The 23,414-nt window shown below is 69.0% G+C and carries 22 protein-coding genes, 1 tRNA gene and 1 pseudogene; 14 read left to right on the top strand and 10 right to left on the bottom strand.

Going from position 1 to position 23,414, the window contains the following annotated elements; genetic code table 11:
* Nucleotides 1-626: 626 nt before the first annotated feature.
* Nucleotides 627-3,857, bottom strand: a complete 3,231-nt coding sequence (locus OD750_RS20495; RefSeq protein WP_263540831.1) for a S8 family serine peptidase — start codon at nt 3,855-3,857, stop codon at nt 627-629.
* A gap of 797 nt (nt 3,858-4,654) precedes the next feature.
* On the opposite strand from OD750_RS20495, the pseudogene OD750_RS27535 reads away from it, so the two are divergent.
* Together OD750_RS27535 and OD750_RS20485 are read left to right on the top strand one after the other, a co-directional pair.
* Nucleotides 4,655-5,131, top strand: a pseudogene (locus OD750_RS27535) (RNA polymerase sigma factor); the annotation flags it as partial.
* 82 nt (nt 5,132-5,213) lie between these two features.
* Nucleotides 5,214-5,708: a hypothetical protein gene (locus OD750_RS20485; protein ID WP_263540833.1), complete on the top strand. Its 495-nt coding sequence runs from the start codon at nt 5,214-5,216 to the stop codon at nt 5,706-5,708.
* Nucleotides 5,709-5,840: 132 nt separating this feature from the next.
* Here OD750_RS20485 and OD750_RS20480 read toward each other — a convergent pair whose 3' ends face one another.
* Both OD750_RS20480 and OD750_RS20475 read right to left on the bottom strand, forming a co-directional pair.
* Nucleotides 5,841-6,794, bottom strand: coding sequence for a DMT family transporter (locus OD750_RS20480; RefSeq protein ID WP_263540834.1), 954 nt, complete (start codon nt 6,792-6,794; stop codon nt 5,841-5,843).
* A gap of 55 nt (nt 6,795-6,849) precedes the next feature.
* Nucleotides 6,850-7,662, bottom strand: coding sequence for an AraC family transcriptional regulator (locus OD750_RS20475; protein ID WP_263540835.1), 813 nt, complete (start codon nt 7,660-7,662; stop codon nt 6,850-6,852).
* Nucleotides 7,663-7,784: 122 nt separating this feature from the next.
* Between OD750_RS20475 and OD750_RS20470 the strand changes: the two genes are divergently transcribed.
* Nucleotides 7,785-8,006 carry a hypothetical protein gene (locus tag OD750_RS20470; RefSeq protein WP_263540836.1) on the top strand — a complete coding sequence of 74 codons (222 nt, stop codon included), beginning with the start codon at nt 7,785-7,787 and terminating at the stop codon, nt 8,004-8,006.
* Nucleotides 8,007-8,033: 27 nt separating this feature from the next.
* Here OD750_RS20470 and OD750_RS20465 read toward each other — a convergent pair whose 3' ends face one another.
* The 3 genes from OD750_RS20465 to OD750_RS20455 all read right to left on the bottom strand — a co-directional run bounded on the left by OD750_RS20465 (nt 8,034) and on the right by OD750_RS20455 (nt 10,047).
* A complete protein-coding gene (locus OD750_RS20465; RefSeq protein ID WP_263540837.1) occupies nt 8,034-9,041 on the bottom strand; it encodes a sialidase family protein in 1,008 nt (335 codons plus the stop codon).
* A gap of 111 nt (nt 9,042-9,152) precedes the next feature.
* The gene (gene gspG, locus OD750_RS20460; RefSeq protein WP_263540838.1) at nt 9,153-9,584 is read right to left on the bottom strand and encodes a type II secretion system major pseudopilin GspG; all 432 of its coding nucleotides are present in this window, start codon (nt 9,582-9,584) and stop codon (nt 9,153-9,155) included.
* 387 nt (nt 9,585-9,971) lie between these two features.
* Nucleotides 9,972-10,047 (bottom strand) — tRNA-Phe (locus OD750_RS20455).
* A gap of 188 nt (nt 10,048-10,235) precedes the next feature.
* On the opposite strand from OD750_RS20455, the gene OD750_RS20450 reads away from it, so the two are divergent.
* The 4 genes from OD750_RS20450 to OD750_RS20435 all read left to right on the top strand — a co-directional run bounded on the left by OD750_RS20450 (nt 10,236) and on the right by OD750_RS20435 (nt 14,804).
* On the top strand, nt 10,236-10,631 hold the full coding sequence (locus OD750_RS20450; protein WP_263540839.1) for a BlaI/MecI/CopY family transcriptional regulator: 396 nt from the start codon (nt 10,236-10,238) through the stop codon (nt 10,629-10,631).
* Nucleotides 10,628-12,985, top strand: a complete 2,358-nt coding sequence (locus tag OD750_RS20445; protein ID WP_263540840.1) for a M56 family metallopeptidase — start codon at nt 10,628-10,630, stop codon at nt 12,983-12,985. Before OD750_RS20450 ends, OD750_RS20445 begins: the two co-directional genes overlap by 4 nt.
* 98 nt (nt 12,986-13,083) lie before the next feature.
* Complete coding sequence (locus OD750_RS20440; protein ID WP_263540841.1) at nt 13,084-13,515, top strand: DUF6491 family protein; 432 nt, start codon at nt 13,084-13,086, stop codon at nt 13,513-13,515.
* A 38-nt stretch (nt 13,516-13,553) separates the two neighbouring features.
* Nucleotides 13,554-14,804, top strand: a complete 1,251-nt coding sequence (locus tag OD750_RS20435) for an FAD-dependent oxidoreductase (protein WP_263540842.1) — start codon at nt 13,554-13,556, stop codon at nt 14,802-14,804.
* On the opposite strand, the gene OD750_RS20430 is transcribed toward OD750_RS20435, so the two are convergent.
* Nucleotides 14,774-15,055, bottom strand: coding sequence for an oxidative damage protection protein (locus OD750_RS20430; protein ID WP_263540843.1), 282 nt, complete (start codon nt 15,053-15,055; stop codon nt 14,774-14,776). The two genes, OD750_RS20435 and OD750_RS20430, sit on opposite strands and share 31 nt — an antisense overlap.
* Nucleotides 15,056-15,186: 131 nt before the next feature.
* Here OD750_RS20430 and OD750_RS20425 point away from each other — a divergent pair, with 131 nt between their 5' ends.
* Nucleotides 15,187-15,381, top strand: coding sequence for a hypothetical protein (locus tag OD750_RS20425; RefSeq protein ID WP_263540844.1), 195 nt, complete (start codon nt 15,187-15,189; stop codon nt 15,379-15,381).
* Between the two features lie 28 nt (nt 15,382-15,409).
* On the opposite strand, the gene mutY is transcribed toward OD750_RS20425, so the two are convergent.
* From mutY to ftsY, 3 genes are all read right to left on the bottom strand, one after another.
* Nucleotides 15,410-16,471 (bottom strand): A/G-specific adenine glycosylase, encoded by a 1,062-nt coding sequence (gene mutY, locus OD750_RS20420; protein ID WP_263540845.1) that lies wholly within the window; start codon nt 16,469-16,471, stop codon nt 15,410-15,412.
* Nucleotides 16,468-17,112: an AsmA family protein gene (locus OD750_RS20415; RefSeq protein WP_263540846.1), complete on the bottom strand. Its 645-nt coding sequence runs from the start codon at nt 17,110-17,112 to the stop codon at nt 16,468-16,470. Before OD750_RS20415 ends, mutY begins: the two co-directional genes overlap by 4 nt.
* Before the next feature lie 216 nt (nt 17,113-17,328).
* Entirely contained in the window at nt 17,329-18,483 is a 1,155-nt protein-coding gene (ftsY, locus tag OD750_RS20410) for a signal recognition particle-docking protein FtsY (RefSeq protein ID WP_263540847.1), read from the bottom strand.
* Between the two features lie 106 nt (nt 18,484-18,589).
* On the opposite strand from ftsY, the gene rsmD reads away from it, so the two are divergent.
* The 6 genes from rsmD to OD750_RS20380 all read left to right on the top strand — a co-directional run bounded on the left by rsmD (nt 18,590) and on the right by OD750_RS20380 (nt 23,405).
* Nucleotides 18,590-19,159, top strand: a complete 570-nt coding sequence (gene rsmD, locus OD750_RS20405) for a 16S rRNA (guanine(966)-N(2))-methyltransferase RsmD (protein WP_263540848.1) — start codon at nt 18,590-18,592, stop codon at nt 19,157-19,159.
* 43 nt (nt 19,160-19,202) lie between these two features.
* Nucleotides 19,203-19,700 (top strand): pantetheine-phosphate adenylyltransferase, encoded by a 498-nt coding sequence (gene coaD, locus OD750_RS20400; RefSeq protein ID WP_425508251.1) that lies wholly within the window; start codon nt 19,203-19,205, stop codon nt 19,698-19,700.
* A gap of 17 nt (nt 19,701-19,717) precedes the next feature.
* Nucleotides 19,718-20,221, top strand: a complete 504-nt coding sequence (locus OD750_RS20395; RefSeq protein ID WP_263540850.1) for a hypothetical protein — start codon at nt 19,718-19,720, stop codon at nt 20,219-20,221.
* Nucleotides 20,222-20,596: 375 nt separating this feature from the next.
* Nucleotides 20,597-20,857, top strand: a complete 261-nt coding sequence (locus OD750_RS20390; protein WP_263540851.1) for a YfhL family 4Fe-4S dicluster ferredoxin — start codon at nt 20,597-20,599, stop codon at nt 20,855-20,857.
* A complete protein-coding gene (ggt, locus tag OD750_RS20385) occupies nt 20,854-22,548 on the top strand; it encodes a gamma-glutamyltransferase (RefSeq protein ID WP_263540852.1) in 1,695 nt (564 codons plus the stop codon). The genes OD750_RS20390 and ggt overlap by 4 nt, the downstream gene beginning before the upstream one ends.
* Nucleotides 22,545-23,405 carry an MBL fold metallo-hydrolase gene (locus OD750_RS20380; protein ID WP_263540853.1) on the top strand — a complete coding sequence of 287 codons (861 nt, stop codon included), beginning with the start codon at nt 22,545-22,547 and terminating at the stop codon, nt 23,403-23,405. The genes ggt and OD750_RS20380 overlap by 4 nt, the downstream gene beginning before the upstream one ends.
* Nucleotides 23,406-23,414: the final 9 nt, after the last annotated feature.

The raw sequence follows: 23,414 nt of genomic DNA, 5'->3' as shown, positions 1-23,414 counted from the left end.
GGACTGCTCCGCCGCGCGCCGAACCCCCGGTCGGTCGTCGCGGCGCTGGTTTTGCCGGCGGCGAAAGCCGCGGGCGTGGGTCATCGCACAACGGCGCGTCGGGCGCGGCGGACGTCGATCCGATGACGGCGCACAGCGTCCGAAGCGTGTTCTGCGATGAAAGCGATCTCGTCGTCGGTCCCGCAACCGATCGAATGCCTGCGCTTGCCGCGCACGGCCGGACGGGACGCCATCGTCGCCGTGCGATCCTCCCCAGGTCGCCGGGCGTGTCAGCGTATGGTGCGATCCGCCGGCGGTCTGCCCGCCGTACGGATGCGACTTGTTGACACTCGGGAAAGCGCGCGGACGGAGCTCACGCTGCGCCTCAATACTTAACCGTATTGAGTTCCGGCTGGGTCGACCGCCGTAGCATGCCTCGGCAATGCGGTGCGGAATGTGACCGTATGCACCGTAGAGGTATCGAAGATGTTTCTGTGTTGTCCGCGGAAAGAGGCCGGGCGGAAGAAAACTTTTTGGAACGTTTTAAAAGTAACGGGCGCGTGCCGGCCGGGCGTTCGCCGCAAAAAAAGCGGGCTCCTTGCGGAGCCCGCTTCGGTCATCGACCCGCGGCGATGGCGCGTTTCGCGTTACAGCGTCGGCAGCAGGCACCACTGCACGAGCGTGCCGACGTCCGAACCCGCGCTGTCGATCGCGCGCAGGCTCCACGTGCCGGCGAGCGACTGGCCGACGAACGGCGTGAACGGGTTGTTCGGCTTGTAGCTCGCGCCCGTGGTGTAGGCCGGCGTGGCATTGGTGCAGTTGCTTTCGAGCGTCTGCGTCGCGGCATTGTCGGCGATGACGTTCGCGTTGTCGCCGCCGCAGCCGGACGTGCCGCTGTTCGACGCGTTGCCCGGCCGCTGCAGCAGCGTCACCGACGTCGTGCCCTTCGTCAGGATCAGCGTCAGATCGCCCATGTACGTGTGGGTGACGTTGAACGACAGGCGCAGATTGCTCAGCGTGCCGGCCGCGCCAACGGTCTGGCTGTCGGTCGCGCCCGTGGTGTTGTTGTCGGGAATCGCGAGGTTCGGCGTCCGGCAGAAGTTCGCCGCGACCGGGACCGTCGTGAAACCGAACGCATCCGACTTCGCGCCTTCACCGCAGCCGTTGATGCCGTTGACGCGCCAGAAGTACGGCGTGTTGTTGGCGAGCGCGGTGGACGGCGTGAACGACGTGCCGGTGACGGTCTGGTTGACGACGAGGTTGGTGAACGCGGCGTCGGTCGCGATCTGCACGCGGTACGAGCTCGCGCCCGAGATCGCCGCCCACGAGAGCGCCGGTGTCGTCGACTGGCCCGTCGCGCCGTTCGCCGGTGCGGAGAGGCTGCCCGCCGCGGTGACGCCCGAGGTGACGTTGAGCGTCGCGCCCGCGGTCCGGGTCATGGCCGGCGAAGTGGACGTGCCGGTGACGACGAGGCTGTAGCTGCCGCTGGCGACGCCGGCGGTGTTGCCGATCGTCAGCGTGCTGTTGGCCGCGGGACTGGCCGGAACGACCGATGCGGGCGAGAACGTGCGCGTCGCCGAACCGGGTACGCCGGCCACCGACAGGGCCACGGGGCTCGCGAATGTGCCGGACCGTTCCGCGCCGATCGTAAAGCTCGCGTTGGAACCGGCGCAGACGTTGACGGTCGACGGCGAAGCGGCGAGCGTGAAGCCGTTCGCGCCGCCGACGGTGAAGTTGCCGGTCGCCGCGAGGCCGTACTTCTGCGGGCCTGTCGGCACGTTGATGCCGACGACGCGCGCCGTGTACGTGCCCGCCGTCGGATTGGCGAAGCTGATGCGGTGCACGTTGTTGCGGTTGTCGTAGTTCGTCGTCGTGATGCTCTGCGTCGGATTGGCGTTGTTGACGTTGACGCCGGACGGCAGCTTCTGCGTCCACACGTCGCCGTTGGGCGCGACCACTTCGAGGCGCAGTGCATTGACGAGCGCCGGGTTCGCACCGATCGCGGCGGCGACGTCGGTCCAGGTCAACGCAATGTTGAGTGGCTGGCCCGCGACGACCGTGATCGTGTGCGTGTCGACGCCGCCGGTCGCGAGACCCGTCGGTGCGTCGTGGATGTACAGCCGGCTCGCGTCGCCGTTGAAGTACAGCGAATTGTCCAGGTGTATACGACCCCAGCCCTGCGACTGCCCCGGCGATGTGCTCGCACCGGTGCCGGTCATCGTGCTCGCGCCGGAAATCAGGATCGCCTTGATCAGCGCGCCGGACGGATTGGCGATCGCGTTCGCGGCCACTTTCTGGCCGGTCGGGTAGAAGCCGCGCGCGAGGTAGTCGCGCACGAGCGCGGCGAGGCCGGCCGCCGTCGGCGTGGCCATCGACGTGCCGCTCATCGACAGCGTGCCGCAGGCGTTGCGGTCCGCCGACACGATGTTGTCGCCCTGCGCCGTCACGTCGGGCTTGGTGCGGCTGTCGTTGGTCGGGCCGCGCGAGGAGAAGCTCGCCATGCCGTTGGCCGACGCGCCGCGCAGCGTCGCGCCGACGGTGATGACGTTCTTCGCGTTGCCGGGGCTGCCGACGTTGTTGCCGTTCGAGCAGGCGGTCGCATCGTTGCCCGCGGCATACAGTACGACGAGGTCGTCGCGATCGCGCGCGACGCTGTCGGCGGCGCGGGCCTGTGCGTCGTACGTCACGGAGCAACTGGAGACGCACATGCCCCAAGAATTGACACAGCCCTCGCCCCACGAATTGCTGTGCAGGCGCGCGCCGTTCGTGTACGCCATGTCGGCCGCGTGGTACGGGTTGCCGCCGTGGCTGTTGAGGTAGGCGAGGTTGGCGCCCGATTCCTGCATGACGATCTTCGCGCCCGGCGCCGTGCCGTCGAGATCGGTGTTGCCGCCCGGCGTGGTGAAGTTCGCGCAGTCCACCGCGTTGGCCGGGTTCTGGCCCGCGATCGAGCCTGCGACGTGCGTGCCGTGGCCGTGATTGTCGGCCGGCGCCGTGCCCGCGAGGTCCGACCACTTGTAGTAGGCGGTGACCTTGCGAGCGCTGTTGTTCGGCGCGGCGACGGGCGGGCAGCTCGCACCCGACTTGCAGGCGCTCACCGGCGGCGGCTGCGTGGCGTCGTTGAACGAGCAATGCGCAATGTGCAGACCGCTGTCCAGGACGCCGACCGTCTGGCCGCAGCCGTAGAGACCACGGTCAAACAGCGGACGCAGCGGCGACGGGCTCGACACGTTGCTCTGGTGCAGCCAGCCGGCTTGCGAGTTCAGGAGCCGCGCCTTCCACTGGAAACCGATCGCCGCGACATCGGGATCGGCCGCGAGCGCGGCAACGGACGTCGCCAACTGCTTGGCGTCGAAGCGCGCGAGCAGACGCGTGTCGCCGCCCGCGGTGACGGTGCGTACGGCGCTCAGGCCGGGCGCCGCGTTGACGCGCTGCTCCAGCGCCGCGCGGCTCGCACTCGGATGCAGGCTGATCGCGAGCTCCTCGATGCCGCCTTCGCGCACGAGCGTGCCGTGCGTCAGTTCGTTGGCGATATTGATGTCGACCTTGAACGCCGGCAGGAACGGGCCGGTCCAGACGACGCGCGGCGACCAGCGCACCGGCTTCGCGCTGCGCGGATCGAGGCGCACGATGTACGCGTAGTCCGGCGCGTAGCCGAGAATCTGGGCGCCGCTCGCCTCGACTATCGCGCGGTCGGCATCGGTGATCGGACCGGCGAACTTGATCAGGCGCAGCGGGGAGTCGGCGAGTCCCTTGAGGTTCGCCAGCGGCTCGAGCGCCGGATGCGCGACCGAGACCTTGCCCGTACAGACGTCCATCTGCGCGGCGTCGAACGACACCGTGCAGCGCTCGTCGGCCGCCTGTGCGGAAAAAGACAACGCAACGCAGATACTCAAAAATAAACGTGTACGCATCTGAACTTTGCTCCGTCGTTGGTACGGATTGCAGGGCCGCGCACGCCCCCGGTTCGGTCGGCGCGACATGAGGGTGCCGGCGACGGACGTCGCCGGGTGGAACATCGCGTCCGGCGTAGCCGGCAGGCGCGACGAAGCGCCGTTCGACCGTCGAACGTTCTGCGATGAAGCGGTATCCATCGGACGAGACCGCGCGATCCTCCCCGGGGCGCGGGTTGCCGTTACGGTGAGACGATCCGTGTTCGATTCGTGCGAGGCCGTGCCTGGCTCGACGTCCGGTGCGGTCACGGATCGGCCGGATACGTCCTGTCTGCACGTCGCTTCCGCGCCGACGCGCCGTGTTTCCCGGAACGGTCGGCCGCCGCGGAATGCGAGACCGGCCGCGCCGTCGGCGTGACCGGCTACGAGGCTAGTCTGCGACGGCGACGTATGGCACGTGTGTTTTTGTGAATACGGATACGGCTGTTGCGATCGGGCGCGCGAACCTCTCGGTGTGGCGACGATCGCGCATGCAGAGTCCGCGTTGCGAAACGCGGCCATGACGATCCGCAACGGCCTGCCGGTGTGGCACGCGACGCCGGTGCTGCTCGACGCGCTGAAGGCGCAGATCGTCGATCCGCGTCAGCAGACGCGCTCGGCCGCGACGGCGCCGCCCCGATCGCGACGACGATGCGCGGATCGCCCCGGATCGCGAATACTTGTGCCGGCGCGTGAACCTTTCGGTGCCGTCCGCCGACTTCTTCCGCGAACCGGAGAACGCGATGGACGATGCACGGATACAAACGCTGCGAGGACGCGAAGACGAATGGCTGGCGGTGCGCTGCCAGCTCGGCGAGCCCGAGGCATTCGACGAGATGATCGCGCGCTGGCATGCGCCGATCCGCGACTACGTCGCGCGTCTGGCCGGCGGCGACGATGCCGCGCACGACATCGCGCAGGACGTCTGGCTGCGCGTGTTTCGCGGCATCGCGCACCTGCGCGACGGCGCGCGCCTGCGGGCATGGCTGTTCGGCATCGCGCGGCGCACCTGGATCGACCATCTGCGATCGCGCTACGCGCAGCCGATCGCGGACGACGCCGCCGCGCTCGACGATCTGCCGGACGACGCGCAGCCGGCGGACGACGACGCCGCGGCGTTGCGAGAACACGTCGCCGCGCTGCCGCCGCTCGAACGCGAGGCGATCACGCTGTTCTATCTCGACGAGCTCGCGCTCGGCGACATCGCCGACGTCCTCGGCGTGCCGGTCGGCACGGTCAAGTCGCGGCTGTTTCGCGCGCGCCGGCTGCTGCGCCAAAAATCGATTCCACAGGAGACCGCTCATGATGAATCGCACCGATACGACGCCGTCGATCGAAACCCTCCGGCAACTCGCGCGCGAGCAGTTTTCGCTCGGCGTGCGCCTGCGCTACGTCGGCCTCGCGCTAGCCGCGGCGATGGCCACCAGCGTCGTTGCGAGTCTGCTGCTGACCGAGCCGCACTTGCCCTTGCGCACGCAGGCCGCGTTCGCGGCGATGACCGCGATCGGCATTGCATGGATCGCGTTCGCGGTCTGGGTATTGCGCGAGCGCCGGCCGCTGCTGGCGCGGCATCGCGTCGTCGCCGGGCGCATGGCGGTGGCGTTCTGTGCGGCGTTCGCGCTCGGCGCCGGCATCGCGGTCGCGACGACGCGCGCGCCGGCCGCGTTCGGCGCGTTCGCGACCGGCATGGCGATGGTCGCGGCGGCCGTCGCGATGCTCGTGCGTGCGAACCGTCATCGCGCGCAGCTGCTCGCGCGCCGCGATGCGCTCGAGGACGCGCTGCGCGGCGCGGGCTGAGGCTAGGACGGCAAGCGCGAGTCCGCAAAAAAACGGGACGGAAACCCGGCCCGAACGTGGAGGAGTGATGCGCTCGCTACGTATTCTGCACGGCGCGATCTCACCGATCGCGACACGCGCGAACGCCGTGGGTCACGCGTGCGTCGGCGGCGCCTTCGCGCGCACGGCCCATACCACGCCGGCGATCAGGAGGCCCACGCCGCATAGCGTTGTCGCGGCCGGCATGTGGCCCGCGCGCAGATACGCATAGGCGAGGGCGGCCAGCGTTTCGAACACGATCAGCTGCCCGACGAGCGATGTCGGCAGCCGCTGGCTCGCGCGGTTCCAGCACATCGTGCCGACCCACGACGCGAGCAGACCGATCGTGACCATCAGCGCGACGAACGCGCCGGGCCGCGGTCCGAACGGCATCGCGAACGCGTCGCCGCGCAGGTGCATCCATATCCACAACGCGGCATATCCGGCGAGCGCCAGCGGCAGCGTCACGAGTCCCTGGGCGGTCGCCCACGTGCCCGGGCCGTGAGCGGCGTTCGCGCGCAGCCAGTCGGCGTTGCGCAGCGCGTACCACGTCCACGCGGCCATCGCGACGAACGCGAGCGCCGCGCCGGACGCGTAGCGCGCGAGGTCGGCGCCGGCGTCGCGCCGCAGCGCGTCGAGTTCCACCGCGTTGACGCAGGCGATGCCGAGCGCGATCAGGAGCAGCGACGGCGCCAGGCGTCGCCACGGCATGCGGCCGTCGTGCGCGCCGCCGCGCAGGTTCGCGCCGATCGCGATCGCGACCGGCAGCGCGCCGACGATCACCGTCGGCAGCGGCGCGCCGGCGCGCTGGATCGCGCTGGCGACGCAGACGTAGTACAGGAGGTTGCCGATCGCGGTGAGCCTGAGCGCTTCGATCCAGTCGGCGCGGCGCAGACGCCTGAGCGCCTTGCGGTCGAACCACGCGAGCGGCAGCGCGATCAGGCCGAACGCGACGTAGCGGCCGAACGACTGCAGCGCGGCCGGATATTCGGGCAGGAGCAGCGGCCCGACGAAAACGAGGCCCCAGATCAGGCCCGCGATGAGTGCGTAGAGAATGCCGATAGCCATGGCGGCACGCTAAGGCGGCGCGCGCGAGGCGTCTTGAACCGGATTGCTGTCGCGGCTACCGCTGACGCTGGTAGCGCGCCGGCGTGACGCCGTAGCGGCGCGCGAACGCGCGCGTGAGATGCGCCTGGTCGGCGAGGCCGGTGTCGGCGGCGACGTCGGCCGGCGCCGTGCCGGCGGCGAGCTGTCGCTTCGCGGCGTCGAGACGCAGCGCCATCAGCACCTGTTGCGGCGTCGCGTCGTAGCTGCGCCGGAAGCTGCGCAGAAAATGAAACGGACTCAGGCCAGCGACGGCGGCGAGTTCGTCGGTCGTGATCCGCCGCGCGAGATGTTCGCGCAGGTAGTCGACGACCGGCGCGAAGCGGCCCGCCGGTTCCGTCGATGCCGGCCGGATGCGAGCATGCGGGCGAAACGTCTGCAGCAGCGACAGCAGCAGGTCGTCGTAAGCGAGCGGCTCGCGCGCCTGCCACAGGGCGTCGAGCAGCGCGGTGACGCGTCGCGCTTCGTGCGGGCGCATCCGCACCGCGTCGGCGAACCACCAGTCGCGCTCGCCCATGACCTCTTCGGCCGCCGCGCGATCGACGTAGACCATGCGATAGCGCCAGCCGCCTTCCGTCTCGGCGTGGCCGGTGTGCAACTCGTCGGGATTCATGCAGACGAGCGCGCCGGGCGGCGCGAGATGATCGGCGCCGCGATAGCGAAACCGCTCGACGCCGGACTCGATCGCGCCGAGGCCGAAGCCGTCGTGCGTATGCGGTTCGAACGCGTGGCGCACGATGTGCGCGCGATACAGCTCGACGCCGGGCCGATGCGGACGGCGGCGGAATTCGGCGCGATCGCTCAGATGTTCGAGGGACGACGGGTCGTGCATGGCGGCATGATCGCATGCGACTGCGGGAGCCGCGAACGGCGCGGTCCGCGACGCTCCAACGCGACGGCGATATCGTGCAAACTCGGCCCGGCGCGATCGCGCCGGAAGTGCAAGGGAAGTTCGTGAAGTCCGCAGTAGCCGTTCTTTCGAAAATCGCCGCCGTCGACGAAGACGGAAATTCGCACATTGTCGAGAAGTACACGGTCGAGCGCCGCATCCCCGGTGCGGCAAAGGTGCGGCTCGTCCCGATGTACCGCCTGTCGACCGGCGAGCAGGTGAGCCTCGTCGGCGCGGACGCGTTCGTCGTCGCCGCGACCGGCATGCGGCTGGTCGCTCGCGGCTGACGGTTCGTTGCCGCTTTCCGCTGCCGCTCAGCCGTCGAACCCGTCGGCGAAGATCGCCTCGCCGACCGGTACGTCGGGCAGGCGCAGGATGTCGTAGTCCGAACCCGACGCCGCGCTGCCCCAGTACAGCTCGACCGTGTTCGCCGACGTGCCGGCGAGCGGGTGCGGCTCGACGTCGTCGGCGTCGGAGACGACGTGCGCGAGCGGCGCCTCGAACGCGGCCCCGTCGCTCGAACGCCGCGAATACACGTCGTACTGGCCGTCGTTCGCGTGGATGTAGAACACCGCGAACGCGCCGTCCGGCATCGCGACCGGCAGCGAGTCGTGGTTGTCGCCGTCGACCGCGAAATCCTGCGCCGCGCCGGACCAGTCGCGCACGTTCGTCGTCGTCTTCGCGTACAGCGCGAGCGGCGACGGGCCGACCTGATAGGTCGCGAGATACTTCCCGTCGCTCGCGCGAAACGCGATGCGCGGCAGCAGGCCGTCGGCGGCGATGACGGTGCGCAGCGTGTCCCAGGTCGCGCCGCCGTCGGTCGACTGCGCGACGTAGCTGCCGCCGGTGCCGAGGCGCTGGTAGCTCATCGTCAGCGTGCCGTCGGGATGCCGCACGACGTGCGGATTGATCTCGCCGCCCGTCGCCCAGCCGAGCGCGATCGCGCCGAGATCGCTGAACGCCATGCCGTCCGGCGACGTCGCGCGATGAATGCGAAAGCTCGACGCGGCGCTCGCGCCGTGGAGAAAGAACAGCACGTACGATCCGTCGCCCAGTTGCACGAGCGCGGGATGCCGCTCGTTCGACGCGGTCGCGACGGCGATCGTCGGCGTGCTCCACGTCGCGCCGGCGTCGCTCGAATGCACGGTCCACAGGTCGCCCGACAGCGTCGACGGATTCAGCCGTTCGAACGCGACGCGGATCGTGCCGTCGTCCGCGCGGATGACCGAGGGCATGTAGTCGAGGCCGGCGCCGGTGGTGACCGATTGCTGTGCGAACGCGAACGAAGGAACGAGCAGAACGACGAGCGACGCAAGACGCATGGCGGATTCCGGCAGCGGACGAGGAGGGCACGCCGCTCTGCGATTGCGGCACGCGCTGCGCGCAACGCTACCGCGACAGGCGCGGCCCGCGCCAGCCGTGGCGCGCGACGATCAATGCCAATTGCCGAAGTCGGTATCGAAATTCTCGCCGCCGGGCTTGCCGTCCTTGCCGAGAAACACGAGGTCGTAGTCGCCGTGTTCGCCGGGTGCGCGATAGACGAACGCATGGCCGTAGGGGTCGACGAGATCGCTCGGTTTTGCGTACGCGCCGTTCCACTGCTTTGCCGTCGACGGTTTTGCCACGAGATCGTCGAGCTTCTGAGGCAGCGCGCCCTGGTCGAGCGTGTAACGGTCGATCACGGCCGCGAGCTTGTCGAGCTGCGCCTTGCCTGCTTTGGTCTTGCCGGAGTCGAACGATGGGCCGATCCTGGCGGCCACGATGCCGGCGACGATGCCTATCAGCACGATCACGGCGAGCATTTCGAGCAGGCTGAAGCCCGCCGCGCGGCGGGATGCGCCGCGCTTCGTTTGAACGAATCGCATGATTTTCTCCGAGCGGTGGGCGTCGCGCGCCGTGACGGGCATGCCTGCGGCGGCGATATTCGGAGTTCGCGCGGCGAGGGAAGTTCCGCGGGCGAATCCTGTCGATGTCGCAGTAAACATTGCGACGAAGTGGTCTTTGCGGATGCGAAAGCCACGATCGCGCCGGTAGGCAACGATCTTCGATGCTCGCCGCTATCGGTGCAGTCGAGCAAACAGACGCAGCACCGCAAAACCTCCGACACGCGGCCATCCGAGAAAGACGGAGACCGCGAAAGCCGATTCAAGCGTCCGGCCGGGACGCAGGACACGGGCATCGCGGCGCGCGCGCCTTCGGCACGAAGAATTCCGTGCAGATTCCGTGCGACTCGCTTTGGGGATACTTGGAAATGGTGGCCGGGGACGGAATCGAACCGCCGACACGGGGATTTTCAATCCCCTGCTCTACCAACTGAGCTACCCGGCCAGGGAGGGTGTTGCTTGCGCAGCGACGGAGGCGCTGCAGCGGAGCCGCGTATTAAACCGATCGGCCTCGTCTTAGTCAAGGCCTTCGGCGCGTCCAGTCGCGCGTGCGCGCCGACCATGACTTTCCGCCTGTTGCGTCGTCGATGCGTTTCTACTACACATGTAGTACGACACGTGTAGAGGTGGGCCATGGCGGGGAAGAAACAGGACGTCGCGCTGAGCGATCTGCAGATCGCGGTGATGCGCGTATTGTGGGAACGCGGCGAGCCGAGCACGGCCGACGTCGCCGAGGTGCTCGCGGCCGAGCGCGGCCTGAAGCACACCACCGTCGCCACATTGCTCACGCGCCTGGAAAAGCGCGGCGTCGTCGCGATGCGCCGCGACGGCCGCCAGCTGTACTACCGCGCGCTCGTCAGCGAGCCCGACGTGCGCCGTTCGATGGTCGCGGACCTGTTGTCGTCGCTGTTCGGCGGCGATGCGCGCGCGCTCGTCTCGCATCTCGTCGACGAATCGGAAATCGCGCCGGGCGATCTCGACCGCCTGCGCAAACGCCTGAAAGCCGCCGCCGGGGAGGACGGAACGTGAGCGAGACCCTGTTGCCTTATACGGCTTTCGCGCTGACCGCCGCGCTGCACGGGGCGCTGCTGCTCGGCCTCGTCTGGCTGCTCGAACGCGCAGGCCTCGTCAGGGCCGCCGCGCTGCGCGAATGGTCGTGGCGCGTCGCGTTGTTCGGCGGTGCGCTCAGCGCCTGCCTGCAGCTCGCGCTCGCCGCGCGGCCGCTCGCCGGCCAATGGCCCGTCGGTCGCGGCGAGGCATCGATCGAAGTGTTGTCCGCGCCGGCCGCGCAGCGTGCCGTTCGGGCGCCTGCCGTCGCCGCCGCTAGCGATGCGCCGAAGAAATCGGTCGCGAAATCGTCGTCGCCCGTCGTTGCCGCCACGAGCATTGCGACGGAACCCGCGGTCGTCGTGACGGCCGATGCATCCGACGACGCCTCGTTCGTCGTCGGCGCGTGGGAATGGACGATGTCGCACTGGGGCGCGCTCGTGCTCGCCGGCTGGCTGGCCGCGAGTCTGCTGCTGCTCGCGCGGCTGGTGCGGTCGCTCGTCGCGCTGCGCCGGCTGCACCGCGACGCCGAACCGGTCGTGCGCGGCGATCTCGCGTACGACCTCGCCGCGCTCAGCGCGACGTTCGACATGCCGGCGCCGCGGCTGTCCGTGTCGACGGCGATTTCCGGGCCGCTCGCGACGCCCGGCCGCCGCATCCTCGTGCCGGACTGGACGCTCGCGCTGCCGGCCGACGAGCGCCGCGCCATGCTCGCGCACGAGCTGTGGCACATCCGCCGCCGCGATCCGCAGTGGCGCGTCGCGTTCGCCGTGTGGCACGCGCTGTTCTGCGCGGTGCCGTTCGTCGGCCTCGCGCTGCGCCGGCTCGATGCGATCGCCGAACTCGAATGCGACGCCGCCGCGGCGCGCGCGCTCGGCGACGGTCGACCGCTCGCGTCCTGCCTCGTGCGCTGCCTCGAAGCGCGCGATCCGATTCACTACAACGCGTTCGCGGTCGCCATGGCGTCGCCGCGCTCGCCCCTCATGCAACGTGCCGAGCGACTGCTCGAAGGAGTTCCCGTGACGAGTTCCCGTGTTTCCGCCGCCGCGCGCGCGTTCGGCGCCGCCGCGGTGACCGCCGCCGCCGTGCTGCTGCCGGCGTTTTCGCCGACGCTGTCGCACGCCGGCGAGCGCATCCGCGTCACCAATGCCGACGTCAGCTCGTCCAAGACGAGCACGCAGATGTCGCTGCACATCGAGGACGACGACGGCGCCACGCGCATCAAGCTGCGCACGCCCGAGCGCAAGCTCGACTACAAGGCCACGACCAAGGTCACCTTCAACGCCGACGAAACCGACATCGCCGCGATCGACGGCGACGGCACGGTGTCGCTCGAGGAAGAAGCCGGCGGCGTGACGCACCGCGTCGAGTACGCGAACGGCGACAACGGCATCGCCAGGCGCTACTGGCGCGACGGCGCCGAGCGGCCGATCGACGCCGACGCGAAGCAATGGCTCTCGACGATCATCCCGCGCATGATGCGCGAGGCCGGCATCGACGCCGTCGCTCGCGTCGACCGCATCTACAAGGCCGGCGGCGCATCGGCAGTGCTCGCCGAAGTCACGCAGATCGGCTCGGATCATGCGCGCGGCTTGTACCTGCGCACGCTGATCGGCAACTACAAGCTCGGCACCGAGGAAGTCGACGACACGCTGAAGCTCACCGCGACGATCGAGTCGGACTACGAGCGCCGCAACGTGATGTCCGCCGCGCTCGCGAAGCAGAAACTGGACAAGCCCGGCCTGGAGACATTGTTGAAAATTGCCGGCGCGATCGGCAGCGACTACGAGCGCGCCGAAGTGCTGAGCGAAGCGGTGGCGCAGATCGCGCCGCACGCCGACCTGCGCCGCGCGTGGATGAAGTCGGCGCTGGCGATGGATTCGGACTACGAGCGCCGCCGCGCGCTGACCGCGATGATCGACGTGTACGACGGCGACGACCTGCTCGTCGAAGTCATCGGCGCGAGTACCGCGCTCGATTCGGACTACGAGCGCCGCGAGATCCTGCGCACGGCCGCGGCGCATACGCGCGACGCCGAACGCCTGGCGGTGCCGTACGCCGCGGCGTGCAAGGCGCTCGGTTCGGACTACGAACAGCGCGAAGCGCTGATGGCGCTCGTGCGCGCCGGCAAGCTCGAACGCGACGGCACGCTCGCCGTGCTCGACGCGGTCGAAGAGATCGGCTCGGACTACGAGCGCCGGACGATCATGATCGCGCTGGCGAAAACGATGCCGCGCGACGACGCGGTGCAGGCGCGCTACATGGCGATCGCGCAGAAGATGTCCGATTTCGAGCGCGAGCAGGTCGAGCGCGCCGCGGGTTTCACGCGCAGCTGATCCCTACCGTCGGCTGAACCGTAACGCAGGTCGTGCGACTCTATGGCTCTCGCGGTTCGTCTGTTGCGGCAGACGAACCGCTCGTCCGGAGACCCGACATGACTCGCCACATCCTCGCCGCCGCCTGCATCGCCGTCGCCGCGCTTGCCGCCGCGTCGTCGGCGCACGCTTCCACCGATCGAGAAAAGGAACGGCTCGCGTTCTACGAACGTCACGCGGGTTCGCCCGTCGACGACATGCCGTTCTGGCGGCTCGTGCGCTACGAAGCTTTCGGCGACGAGGCGGTCGCGGTGTGGACCGGCGTCAACACCGTGTGGCTGATCAAGGTGCGACCGCCCTGCGTCGAACTGCCTTGGGCGAAAGCGATCGCGCTGACCTCGAACGGCCAGCACCGCGTCAGCACGAAGTTCGACCACGTGCTCGCCGGCCGCGACCGCTGCATGATCGGGTCGATACAGCCGATCGACTACAAGGCGCTGCGCGCCGAGGAAAAGGCGCAGACCGCGCGCGAGAAGGCCGCCGCGCGCTGATGGTGCGGACCGCGCCGCGTGGGTAAGCTCGCCGGCGCATGGAACGCCTTCTCGATATCGCGATCGTCGGCTACGGCACCGCCGGCCAGGCGGTCGCGCGCTTCCTGCGCCGGCAGGGCCATCGCCTCGACATTTTCGAACGCGCGCCGCAGCCGGGTCCGGTCGGCGCGGGTCTGCTGCTGCAGCCGACCGGTCTGGGCGTGCTCGGCGAGCTGGGTCTTGCGGATGCCGCCGTCGCATGCGGCGAACCGATCGCGCGCCTCTTCGGCGTCACGCCGTCGGGCCGCCGCGTGATCGACATGCACTACGCGGGACTCGATCCGGCCTGGTTCGGCCTGGGCATCCAGCGCGGCGCGCTGTTTGAAATCCTGCGCGACGCCGAGCTTGCGCCGAACCTTCATTGCGGCGCGACGATCGTCGCGATCGACCACGCCGCGCGCGAACTGCGCGACGAGCGCGGCGCGCGTCACGGTCCGTACGATCTCGTGCTGGTCGCGGGCGGCGCGGCGTCGACGCTGCGACCGCCGGAACTCGTGCGGCGCGACCGGCCGTATCCATGGGGCGCGCTGTGGTGCCTGTGCGCCGATCCCGAGCGGCAATGGCGCGGCGAGCTGCTGCAGCGCTACGCGAAGGCGAGCCGCATGGCCGGCATCCTGCCGGTCGGTCGTCTGCCGGGGCAGGGCGACACCGAGCGCCGCGTCAGCCTGTTCTGGAGCCTGCCGTCGAATCGCCTCGCGCCGACGCTCGAACGCGGACTCGACGCGCTGAGCGACGAGATCGGCGGCTACTGGCCGCAGATCCGGCCGCTGCTCGACACTCTCGTCGACGTGCGCGAGTTCGCGCCGGCGCACTATCGCGACGCGGTGCTGAGACGTTTCGCGCAAGGCCGCGTCGCGTGGCTCGGCGATGCCGCGCATGCGATGAGCCCGCAGCTCGGGCAGGGCGCGAACATGGCGCTGTGCGACGCGTACGGCCTCGCGCAGGCGCTCGAGCGCGAGCGCGACGTCGACGCGGCGCTCGGGCGCTACGACCGCGAGCGCCGCTCGCACGTCGGCATCTACCAGTTTCTGAGCCGCTGGATGACGCCGCTGTTCCAGTCGGATCTCGACTGGGCGGCGGCGTTGCGCGACACGCTGTTCGGGCCGCTCGGCCGCGCGCCGCTGATGCGCGGCGAGATGCTCAAGGTGCTCGCGGGCGTCAAGGCCGGACTGTTCCGGCGCGTGCCGGTGTCGTCGACGGCGTGCGTCGCGGGCGCGGCTCAGTCGCCGCTCGACTCCGGCGCGACGTAGCCGGCCGGCGCCGCCGAGCCTTCTCCAAAGAAATACTTTTCCATTTCTGTCTGAAGAAACGCGCGATGCTTCGGATCGAGCGGCGACAGGCGGTTTTCGTTGATCAGCATGGTCTGATGCGCGAGCCAGGCGGCCCAGGCTTCTTTCGAAACCGACTCGAACACGCGCTTGCCGAGTTCGCCGGGCCACGGCGCGAACGCGAGGCCTTCGGCTTCGCGCTGGAGTTTGACGCAGAAAACGGTACGGGGCATGGAGGCTCCACAGTGAGTCCGGCCGCGGTTCGGACCGGACGGATTGCGTATTTTGAACGCCAACGGCCGCGACCGCACCTCAGGCCTCCGCGACGCCCACTTCGTCGAGCGCGGCCGGCAGCGTCTGCGCGATGAAATCGGCGAGCACGCTCGCGCCCGACGACGAAACCGCCGCGACCGTGCGCGTCGACGCGACGAATCTCGGCGACGGCCGTTACGAGGCGCTGTTGTGCCTGTACAGCAACGATCCGCGCAAACGGTTCGTGACGCTGCCGGTCGGCCTCGACGTCGACAGCGACGCGATCTCCGGCGACGGCTTCGAGTAGCTCGCTCCGCTCGCGCGGCGGCGGCGCGCTATGCGCCGCCGCCTAACATCTGCACGGTGCCGCCGTGCATCGTCTGCAGCAGTTTCTTCACCGGCGCGGGCAGGCCGAGCGCGGCGATGTCCCGCTCGCTGCACCAGCGCACGCCGTCGCCGTCGGCCACGCGCGGCAGCGGCGCGGCCGACGCGAGGTACGGGCTGATCTCGAGCCGGTAGTGCGTGAACACGTGCACGAACGGGTCGAGCGGGGCGAACGCGTCGGCGCGCGCGCCGAGCTTGTGCGCCGCGGCTGTCGCCGCGTCGATCGAATCGGTTTCGGGCAGGCTCCACAACTGCGCCCACACGCCGGTCGGCGGCCGGCGTTCGAGCAGCACGCGGCCGTGCGCGTCGCGCAGGATCAGGAGGCACGTCTGCCGCGTCGGCACGCGCTTGGGCGCTTTCTTCGTCGGCAGCAGTACGGTCAGTCCGTCGCGGCGCGCGACGCAGTCCTCCTTGAGCGGGCACGCGTCGCAGCGCGGCCGGCTGCGCGCGCACAGCGTGGCGCCCAGATCCATGATCGCCTGCGTGTAATCGGCCAGGCGCTCGTTCGGCGTGTTCGCTTCGGCATGCGCCCACAGGATTTCGGCCGTGCGCGTCGCGCCGGCCCAGCCGTGCACGCCGTGGTACCGCGACAGCACGCGCTTGACGTTGCCGTCGAGTATCGGATGCCGCAGTCCGAATGCCTGCGCGAGTATCGCGCCGGCGGTCGAGCGGCCGATGCCGGGCAGGTCGGACAGCGCTGCGATGTCGCGCGGCAGTTCGCCGCCGTGGCGCTCGATGCACAGCTTCGCCGCGCGGTGCAGATTGCGCGCGCGGCTGTAGTAGCCCAGGCCCGCCCACAGCGCGAGCACGTCGTCCTGCGGCGCGGCGGCGAGCGATGGCAGGTCCGGCAGCGCCGCGACGAAGCGCTCGAAATAGCCGATCACCGTGGCGACCTGCGTCTGCTGCAGCATGATTTCCGACAGCCACACGCGATACGGCGTGCGCGGATGCTGCCACGGCAGATCCTTGCGGCCGTGCAGGTCGTACCACGCGAGCAGGCGCCCGGCGATCACGGCGGGTTTTCCGTTTCGATGACGAGTCCCGAGAGCGTCGCGCCGCCGGCGTCGATGCGTTCGATCGTCGCGTTCATGGGCAGCGGCGGCAGCGGCGCCGCATCGTTCGCGTGCGCCGCGAGCGCACGCCACCACGCGGCGAGCGCGGGCAGGTCGAGTTCGCCGTCGAGCGAGAGTCCGACGACGAACGGTTTGCCGTCGCGTCGAATATTGCCTTTCGCGATAACGATACCGGCGCGGATATCCGGCACGGCGCCGGCCGGCGACGCGGCGAGCCACGCGTTCGTCTCGTCGAGGTCGAGCGCGGGTTCGGTCAGTCGCAGCGTTTCGATCGCGAGCGTCGACGTGCGCAGGCTGCTCCACGGCAACGTGACACCGGTGTGTGCGACGGTCAGCAGCGGCGTCTTCGCGCCGGGAACGCGCAACTGCGCGTCATCGAGTTCGAGGCGCAGCTTCGGCCAGAACGCATAGCGCGGATCGCCGGCGAACGACAGTTCCAGGCCGAGTCTGTCGCGGGTCTGCGCGATCAGCGCGGCGGCGATCTTCTCGGGCTGCGCGTAGTGGCGCAAGAGCAACACCGCCGCGACGACGGCGACGAGCAGCGAGATCAGGCCGTAGCGCAGGACGCGGCGCAGTGTCATTGCGTCGCAAAAAAAGTGGATTGATGGATATTCGCGACGGGTGCATAATGCGCGGGCCGGCGCGACGACCCAGGACGGAGAGTCGCACGGCGATGCTCGCGCCCAAGCTGGCCCCCCTGGCGGAAAGCGTGAGCGGGTCCGGCGGTGGGCAGCCACCGCCGGGCCCACCTTGCCGCGCTTCCGCGCGCTTCGTTTTGCGTTTTCTTCACGTTTTCACTAAGCCGCGAGATTCTGCGGCAGCAGTCCGTCGACGAACGCGGCCGGGTCGAACACGCGCAGGTCGTCGAGGCTTTCGCCGAGTCCGACGAAACGTATCGGCAGGCCGAACTCCTTCGCCAGCGCGAAGATCACGCCGCCTTTCGCGGTGCCGTCGAGCTTCGATACGACGAGGCCCGTCACGCCGATCGCCGCGCGAAACTGGCGCACCTGGTTGATGGCGTTCTGGCCGGTGGTGCCGTCGATCACGAGCAGCACTTCGTGCGGGGCGCTCGCGTCGAGCTTGCCGAGCACGCGGCGGATCTTCGACAGCTCGTCCATCAGGCCCGACTGCGTGTGCAGGCGGCCGGCCGTGTCGGCGATGAGAAGGTCGGCGCCCTTGGATTTCGCCGACTGCAGCGCATCGAAGATCACGCTCGCGGCGTCGGCGCCGGACCCCTGCGCGATGACCGGCACGCGATTGCGCTCGCCCCACGTCTTCAGCTGTTCGACCGCGGCGGCGCGGAACGTGTCGCCGGCCGCGAGCATCAGATCGTGGCCTTCCTGCTGGTAGCGGCGTGCGAGCTTGCCGATCGTCGTCGTCTTGCCGACGCCGTTGACGCCGACCATCAGCAGCACGAACGGCTTGTGTTCCGGCGCGATCGCGAGCGGGCGCGCCACCGGCACGAGCAGGGCGATCAGCGCTTCGCGCAGCGCGGCGAGCAGTTGCGTCGCGTCCTCGAATTCGCGCTTGTTCACGCGGCGGCGCAGGTTTTCGACGAGGTCGGTGCTCGCCGCGACGCCGACATCGGCCGTGATCAGCGCGGTCTCGAGTTCGTCGAGCAGCGCGTCGTCGAGCTTCGGCTTGCGCGAGAACAGCGCGCCGAGATTCTTCGCGAACGCGCTGCCGGACAGGCGCTCGCGCCACGTCTTCTTCGCGGGAACGGCCGCGGCGTCGGGCACGGGCGCGACGGCGAGCGGCGCCTCGGCGACGAATTCGGCCGCGGGCAGCAGCGCCGGCTCGACGATCGGCTCGACGGGGTTCGCCGCCGGCTCGATCGGCTGCGCGGCAACGTCCGCCGCCGCCTCGGCCGGCACATCGGCAACGGCCGCGTCGGCGGGCGCAACCTGCTGTTTTTCCGCGTCCTTCGGCGATTTCTTCCAGAACTTGAACATCGGATACCGGGTTCAACGACAATAAGCGGCGAATGCTAACACCGACGCCGCAACGCCCGGCGTCTCCGTGCTATGCGGGCAAACCCGCCTCGAACAAGCCGTCTTCATGCCAGCACCTTCCGGAAAAATCCGCATCATCGGCGGCAGCCTGCGCGCCTCGCGCCTCGACGTGCCCGACCGGCCCGGCCTGCGGCCGACGCCCGACCGCGTCCGCGAAACCCTGTTCAACTGGCTGATGGCGCACGTCGGCGGCGCGCGCTGCCTCGACCTCTACGCCGGCACGGGCGCGCTGGGCATCGAGGCGTTGTCGCGCGCCGCGCGCGAGGTCGTGTTCGTCGAACGCGACCCTGGGCTCGCGCAGGCGCTGCGCGCGAATCTTGAACGTTTGAAACAGGCGAACGGCCGCGTGGTGGCGGGCGACGCGTGGTCGGCGCTGGAACGAGAAACCGAGCCGTTCGATCTCGTTTTTCTCGACCCGCCGTTCGCCGACGACGCGTGGTCCGAAGCCGCGCGCCGGCTGGAGCTGCGCGGCCTGCTGGCGCCGCAGGCGTTCGTCTACGTCGAAACGCCGGCCGACGCGCAGCCCGAACTGCCGGCGGACTGGCATCCGCACCGCGAAGGACGGGCAGGCGGCGTACGGCATGTGCTCTATCGCCGCGCCGGGGGCATCCGCTAAGCTTGGAGTGTTTTATCCAGCCCCCAGCATGGTCCGCTTACCGATGGCGCGCATCGCTGTATATCCGGGAACGTTCGATCCGATCACCAACGGCCATATTGACCTCGTCAACCGGGCCGCGCCGTTGTTCGACCACGTCGTCGTCGGCGTCGCGGACAGCACGAGCAAAGGGCCGAGCTTCACGCTCGACGACCGCATCGCGCTCGCGCGAGAAGGCCTGCGCGACATGCCGAACGTCGAAGTGCGCGGATTCTCGTGCCTTCTCGCCGATTTCGTGCGCGAGATCGGCGCTCGCGTGATCCTGCGCGGGCTGCGCGCGGTATCCGACTTCGAATACGAGTTCCAGCTCGCCAGCATGAACCGGCACCTGATTCCCGAGGCGGAAACGCTGTTTCTGACGCCGGCGGAGCAGTACAGCTTCATTTCGTCGTCGCTCGTGCGCGAAATCGCGCGGCTCGGCGGCGACGTTTCCGGTTTCGTCCATCCGGGGGTGCAGCAGGCGCTGCGCCAGCGCTGGCGCAACGAAACATCCAAGATCTGACAAACAAGGTGAACGATATGCGTAAGTTTCTCCAGATTGCCATGATTGGCGTACTTTCCACTTTTGCGCTCGCCGCGTGCGACAAGAAAGAGGAAGAAAAGGCCGCCGCGCCGGTTGCCGTCGAAGTGAAGATGCCGACCGACCCGAACAACACGCAGGCCTGGAAGGCGTATCTCGTCGATGTCGTCAAGCGCAACATGGCCGGCGTGACGTCGGGCCGTCCGTACATGTATTTCGTGCCGGGCGGCGACAGCCAGGAAGCGCAGGACCAGCGCATCAATCAGCTGCAGAACGTGCAGGTGGTGGTCGCGCGCACGGTGCTGCCGGGCAACATGGTCGCCTTCGGCGGTCCCGATTCGAAGCTGACCGGCGATCTGATCCTCGACGCGTTCAAGGATGCCAAGGCCGGCGCGTTCAAGGACGTCGTCGTGCTGTTCATCGGCGCGACCGCCGACCAGCAGCGCGTGCAGGATGCGCTCGCGCCGACGAGCGCGGTGTATCGCTTCGTCGAGATGAAGTGACGAACTGACCCGTGCGCGTAGCGCACGGCTTTGTCAGTTCGTCATCCCGGCGAAGGCCGGGATCCAGCGCTTGCCGTTGCTCCTTGGCTCGTCATCCCGGCGAAGGCCGGGATCCAGTTCTTGCCGTTGCTCCTTGGCTCGTCATCCCAGCGAAAGCTGGGATCCAGCTTTTGCTGTTGAGTCGTCGAAATCAAAGACTGGATCCCAGCTTGCGCTGGAATGACGAGCAAGAGCGAAAAGCTGGATTCGGGCCTCCGCCGGAATGACGAGCACGAGGCGCGGCGCGATTCGACCGGCTGCCGGTTGAAAACCCCGCCCCCGAGCGCCATCCCCTTCGACTGCGCGACCACGCGCGTCACGTTCGCCGCTACGTGTATGGCCCTCAAAATCACCGAACTCTGCGTCAACTGCGACGTCTGCGAGCCGGTCTGCCCGAACAAGGCGATCTCCATGGGCCCGGAGATCTACGAGATCGCGCCGAACCTGTGCACCGAATGCGTCGGCCACTACGACGTGCCGCAGTGCATCGAGGTCTGCCCGGTCGAATGCATTTTCGTCGACGCCGCGCTCGGCGAATCCCGCGAGCAGCTGCTCGACAAATACGCCGCTCTGACCGGCAAGGAACCCGAACGATGATCCGTTCCCTCCGCCCGCTATTTTTGGCTCTCGCGCTCGCCGCCGTCGCGCTGCCGGCCGGCGCCGCCGAACGCGCGACGCGTCAGGCCGCGATTTCGAGCGCCCACAAGCTCGCCACCGACGCCGGCTTCGAAGTGCTCGCCAAGGGCGGCAACGCGTTCGACGCGGCCGTCGCGGTGAGCGCGGCGCTGTCGGTCGTCGAACCGCAGAGTTCCGGCATCGGCGGCGGCGCGTTCTTTCTGCTGCATCGTGCGAGCGACGGCAGGCAGGTGATGGTCGATGCGCGCGAAACCGCCCCGGCTGCGACCGACGCCAAGCAATACCTCGACGCCAAGGGCGACCTCGACCGCGACAAGTCGGTCAACGGCCCGCTCGCGGCCGGCATTCCCGGCGAGCCCGCGGCGCTCGTCTGGGTTGCCGAGCATTATGGAAAATTGAAATTGTCGCAATCGCTCGCGCCCGCGATCCGCCTCGCGCGCGAGGGCTTCGCGCCCGATGCGCGCAGCCTGGGCCGCCTGGCGAGCCGCAAGGACGTGCTCGCGCGCTATCCCGGCTCCGCCGCGCTGTTCCTGCCCGGCGGCGAAGTGCCGAAGGCCGGCTGGGTGCTCAAGAACCCCGATCTCGCGCGCACGCTCGAGCTGATCGCGAGCAAGGGGCACGCCGGCTTCTACGAAGGCGAATACGCCAAGAAGCTCGTCGACGGCGTCAAGGCGGCCGGCGGCACGTGGAGCCTCGCCGATCTTTCCGGCTACAAGGTGAAGGAGCGCGAGCCGATCGCGTTCGACTATCGCGGCCATCGCATCGTCACGGCGCCGCCGCCGTCGTCGGGCGGCATCGCACTCGCGGAAATGTTCAATATTCTGCAAGGTTACGATTTGAAGAAGCTCGGCCGCGTCGAACGCACGCATCTCGTCGTCGAGGCGATGCGCCGCGCGTATCGCGATCGCGCCGAGTATCTCGGCGATCCGGACTACGTGAAGATGCCGGTCGCGGAGCTCACGAGCCCGCTGTACGCCGCGGGTCTGCGCGCGTCGATCCATCCGAAGAAGGCGACGAAGAGCGACGACCTGCCGGGCTACATGGCGCCGGAGCAGGGTACCGATACGACGCACTTCTCGATCGTCGACGCCGACGGCAATCTCGCCGCGGTGACGCAGACGGTGAATCTGCCTTACGGCGCCGCGTTCGTCGTGCCGGGCACGGGCTTCGTGCTGAACAACGAAATGGACGACTTCGCGCTCAAGGCCGGCGCGCCGAACGCGTACGGCCTCGTCGGCGCCGACGCGAACGCGCCGAAGCCCGGACGCCGGCCGCTGTCGTCGATGACGCCGACCTTCGTCGTCGGCGCCGACCGCACGCTCGTCATCGGCACGCCGGGCGGCAGCCGCATCATCACGATGGTGCTCGAAGGCATCCTCGCGTGGTTCGACGGCGACGCACCGGACAAGCTCGTCGCGAACAAGCGCTTCCACCACCAGTTCCTGCCCGACGTGATTTCGATCGAGCAGGACGCCTTCACGCGCGACGAGCGCAAGGCGCTCGAAGCGATGGGCCACGTGCTCAGCGACGGCGAACGGCCGTGGGGCTTCATGAACGCGGTCGACTGGAACCGCGCGACCGGGCAGATGCGCGGCGGCGCCGATCCGCGCGGCGATTCGGGCAAGGCCGACGTGAGGGAGATCGGGCGATGAAACTCCATTCGCTTCTGGGCAATTCGCAGCAGCTCGACGGCGGCGCGATGTTCGGCAACGTGCCGCGTGGCATGTGGGAAAAGTGGATAACGCCGGATGCGCAGAACCGCATTCCGCTCGCGTGCCGCTGCCTGCTCATTGAAGGAATCAATGACAGAAAGGTTCTATTCGAAACCGGCATCGGCGCGTTCTTCGAGCCGAAGCTGCGCGAACGCTTCGGCGTCGTCGAAAGCCGCCACGTGCTGCTCGATTCGCTGGCGCAAGCCGGTTTCTCGCACGAGGACATCGACGCGGTCGTGCTGTCGCACCTGCACTTCGACCACGCCGGCGGCCTCCTGGCCGCGTGGGAAGAAGGCGCTCCGCCGCGGCTGCTGTTTCCGAACGCGCGCTACCTCGTCAGCCGCGAATGCTGGGAGCGCGCGTTGAAGCCGCACCCGCGCGATCGCGCGTCGTTCATCGCCGAGCTGCAGGGCCTGCTCGAAGCGTCCGGGCGGCTCGAAATCGTCGACGGCGAATATTCCGAAACGCTGGGCAAAGCCGTGCGTTTCAGCTACTCGAACGGCCATACACCGGGCCTGATGCTCGCCGAAATCGGCGGCGACGGCGGCGTGGTCTTCTGCGCCGACCTGATCCCGGGCCGGCCTTGGGTGCATCTGCCGGTGACGATGGGCTACGACCGCTATCCCGAATTGCTGATCGACGAGAAGCGGCGCTTTCTCGAAGACAAGCTCGCGCGCGGCGTGCGGCTGTTTTTCACGCACGACGCGCAATGCGCGATGGCCGACGTCGTTCGCGACGACAAAGGCAAATTCGGTACGACCCGAGAGGTGGCGCAACTCGTCGCGCTGGAGGCATAGTAGCCGCAC

This window comes from Tahibacter soli (assembly GCF_025717065.2).
In the GTDB taxonomy this organism is placed as follows: Bacteria; Pseudomonadota; Gammaproteobacteria; order Xanthomonadales; family Rhodanobacteraceae; genus Tahibacter; species Tahibacter soli.
Note: the sequence above shows the minus strand (reverse complement) of the source record. Positions and strands in the feature narration are given on the sequence as shown.

Coding starts and splice junctions, on each gene's coding strand:
- OD750_RS20390 (WP_263540851.1), top strand. CDS start 20,597: ATGGCCCTCAAAATCACCGAACTCTGCGTCAACTGCGACGTCTGCGAG.
- OD750_RS20440 (WP_263540841.1), top strand. CDS start 13,084: ATGACTCGCCACATCCTCGCCGCCGCCTGCATCGCCGTCGCCGCGCTT.
- OD750_RS20415 (WP_263540846.1), bottom strand. CDS start 17,112: ATGACACTGCGCCGCGTCCTGCGCTACGGCCTGATCTCGCTGCTCGTC.
- rsmD (WP_263540848.1), top strand. CDS start 18,590: ATGCCAGCACCTTCCGGAAAAATCCGCATCATCGGCGGCAGCCTGCGC.
- gspG (WP_263540838.1), bottom strand. CDS start 9,584: ATGCGATTCGTTCAAACGAAGCGCGGCGCATCCCGCCGCGCGGCGGGC.
- OD750_RS20430 (WP_263540843.1), bottom strand. CDS start 15,055: ATGCCCCGTACCGTTTTCTGCGTCAAACTCCAGCGCGAAGCCGAAGGC.
- OD750_RS20380 (WP_263540853.1), top strand. CDS start 22,545: ATGAAACTCCATTCGCTTCTGGGCAATTCGCAGCAGCTCGACGGCGGC.
- OD750_RS20465 (WP_263540837.1), bottom strand. CDS start 9,041: ATGCGTCTTGCGTCGCTCGTCGTTCTGCTCGTTCCTTCGTTCGCGTTC.
- ggt (WP_263540852.1), top strand. CDS start 20,854: ATGATCCGTTCCCTCCGCCCGCTATTTTTGGCTCTCGCGCTCGCCGCC.
- OD750_RS20395 (WP_263540850.1), top strand. CDS start 19,718: ATGCGTAAGTTTCTCCAGATTGCCATGATTGGCGTACTTTCCACTTTT.
- coaD (WP_425508251.1), top strand. CDS start 19,203: ATGGCGCGCATCGCTGTATATCCGGGAACGTTCGATCCGATCACCAAC.
- OD750_RS20450 (WP_263540839.1), top strand. CDS start 10,236: ATGGCGGGGAAGAAACAGGACGTCGCGCTGAGCGATCTGCAGATCGCG.
- OD750_RS20475 (WP_263540835.1), bottom strand. CDS start 7,662: ATGCACGACCCGTCGTCCCTCGAACATCTGAGCGATCGCGCCGAATTC.
- OD750_RS20435 (WP_263540842.1), top strand. CDS start 13,554: ATGGAACGCCTTCTCGATATCGCGATCGTCGGCTACGGCACCGCCGGC.
- ftsY (WP_263540847.1), bottom strand. CDS start 18,483: ATGTTCAAGTTCTGGAAGAAATCGCCGAAGGACGCGGAAAAACAGCAG.
- OD750_RS20485 (WP_263540833.1), top strand. CDS start 5,214: ATGATGAATCGCACCGATACGACGCCGTCGATCGAAACCCTCCGGCAA.
- OD750_RS20480 (WP_263540834.1), bottom strand. CDS start 6,794: ATGGCTATCGGCATTCTCTACGCACTCATCGCGGGCCTGATCTGGGGC.
- OD750_RS20425 (WP_263540844.1), top strand. CDS start 15,187: ATGAAATCGGCGAGCACGCTCGCGCCCGACGACGAAACCGCCGCGACC.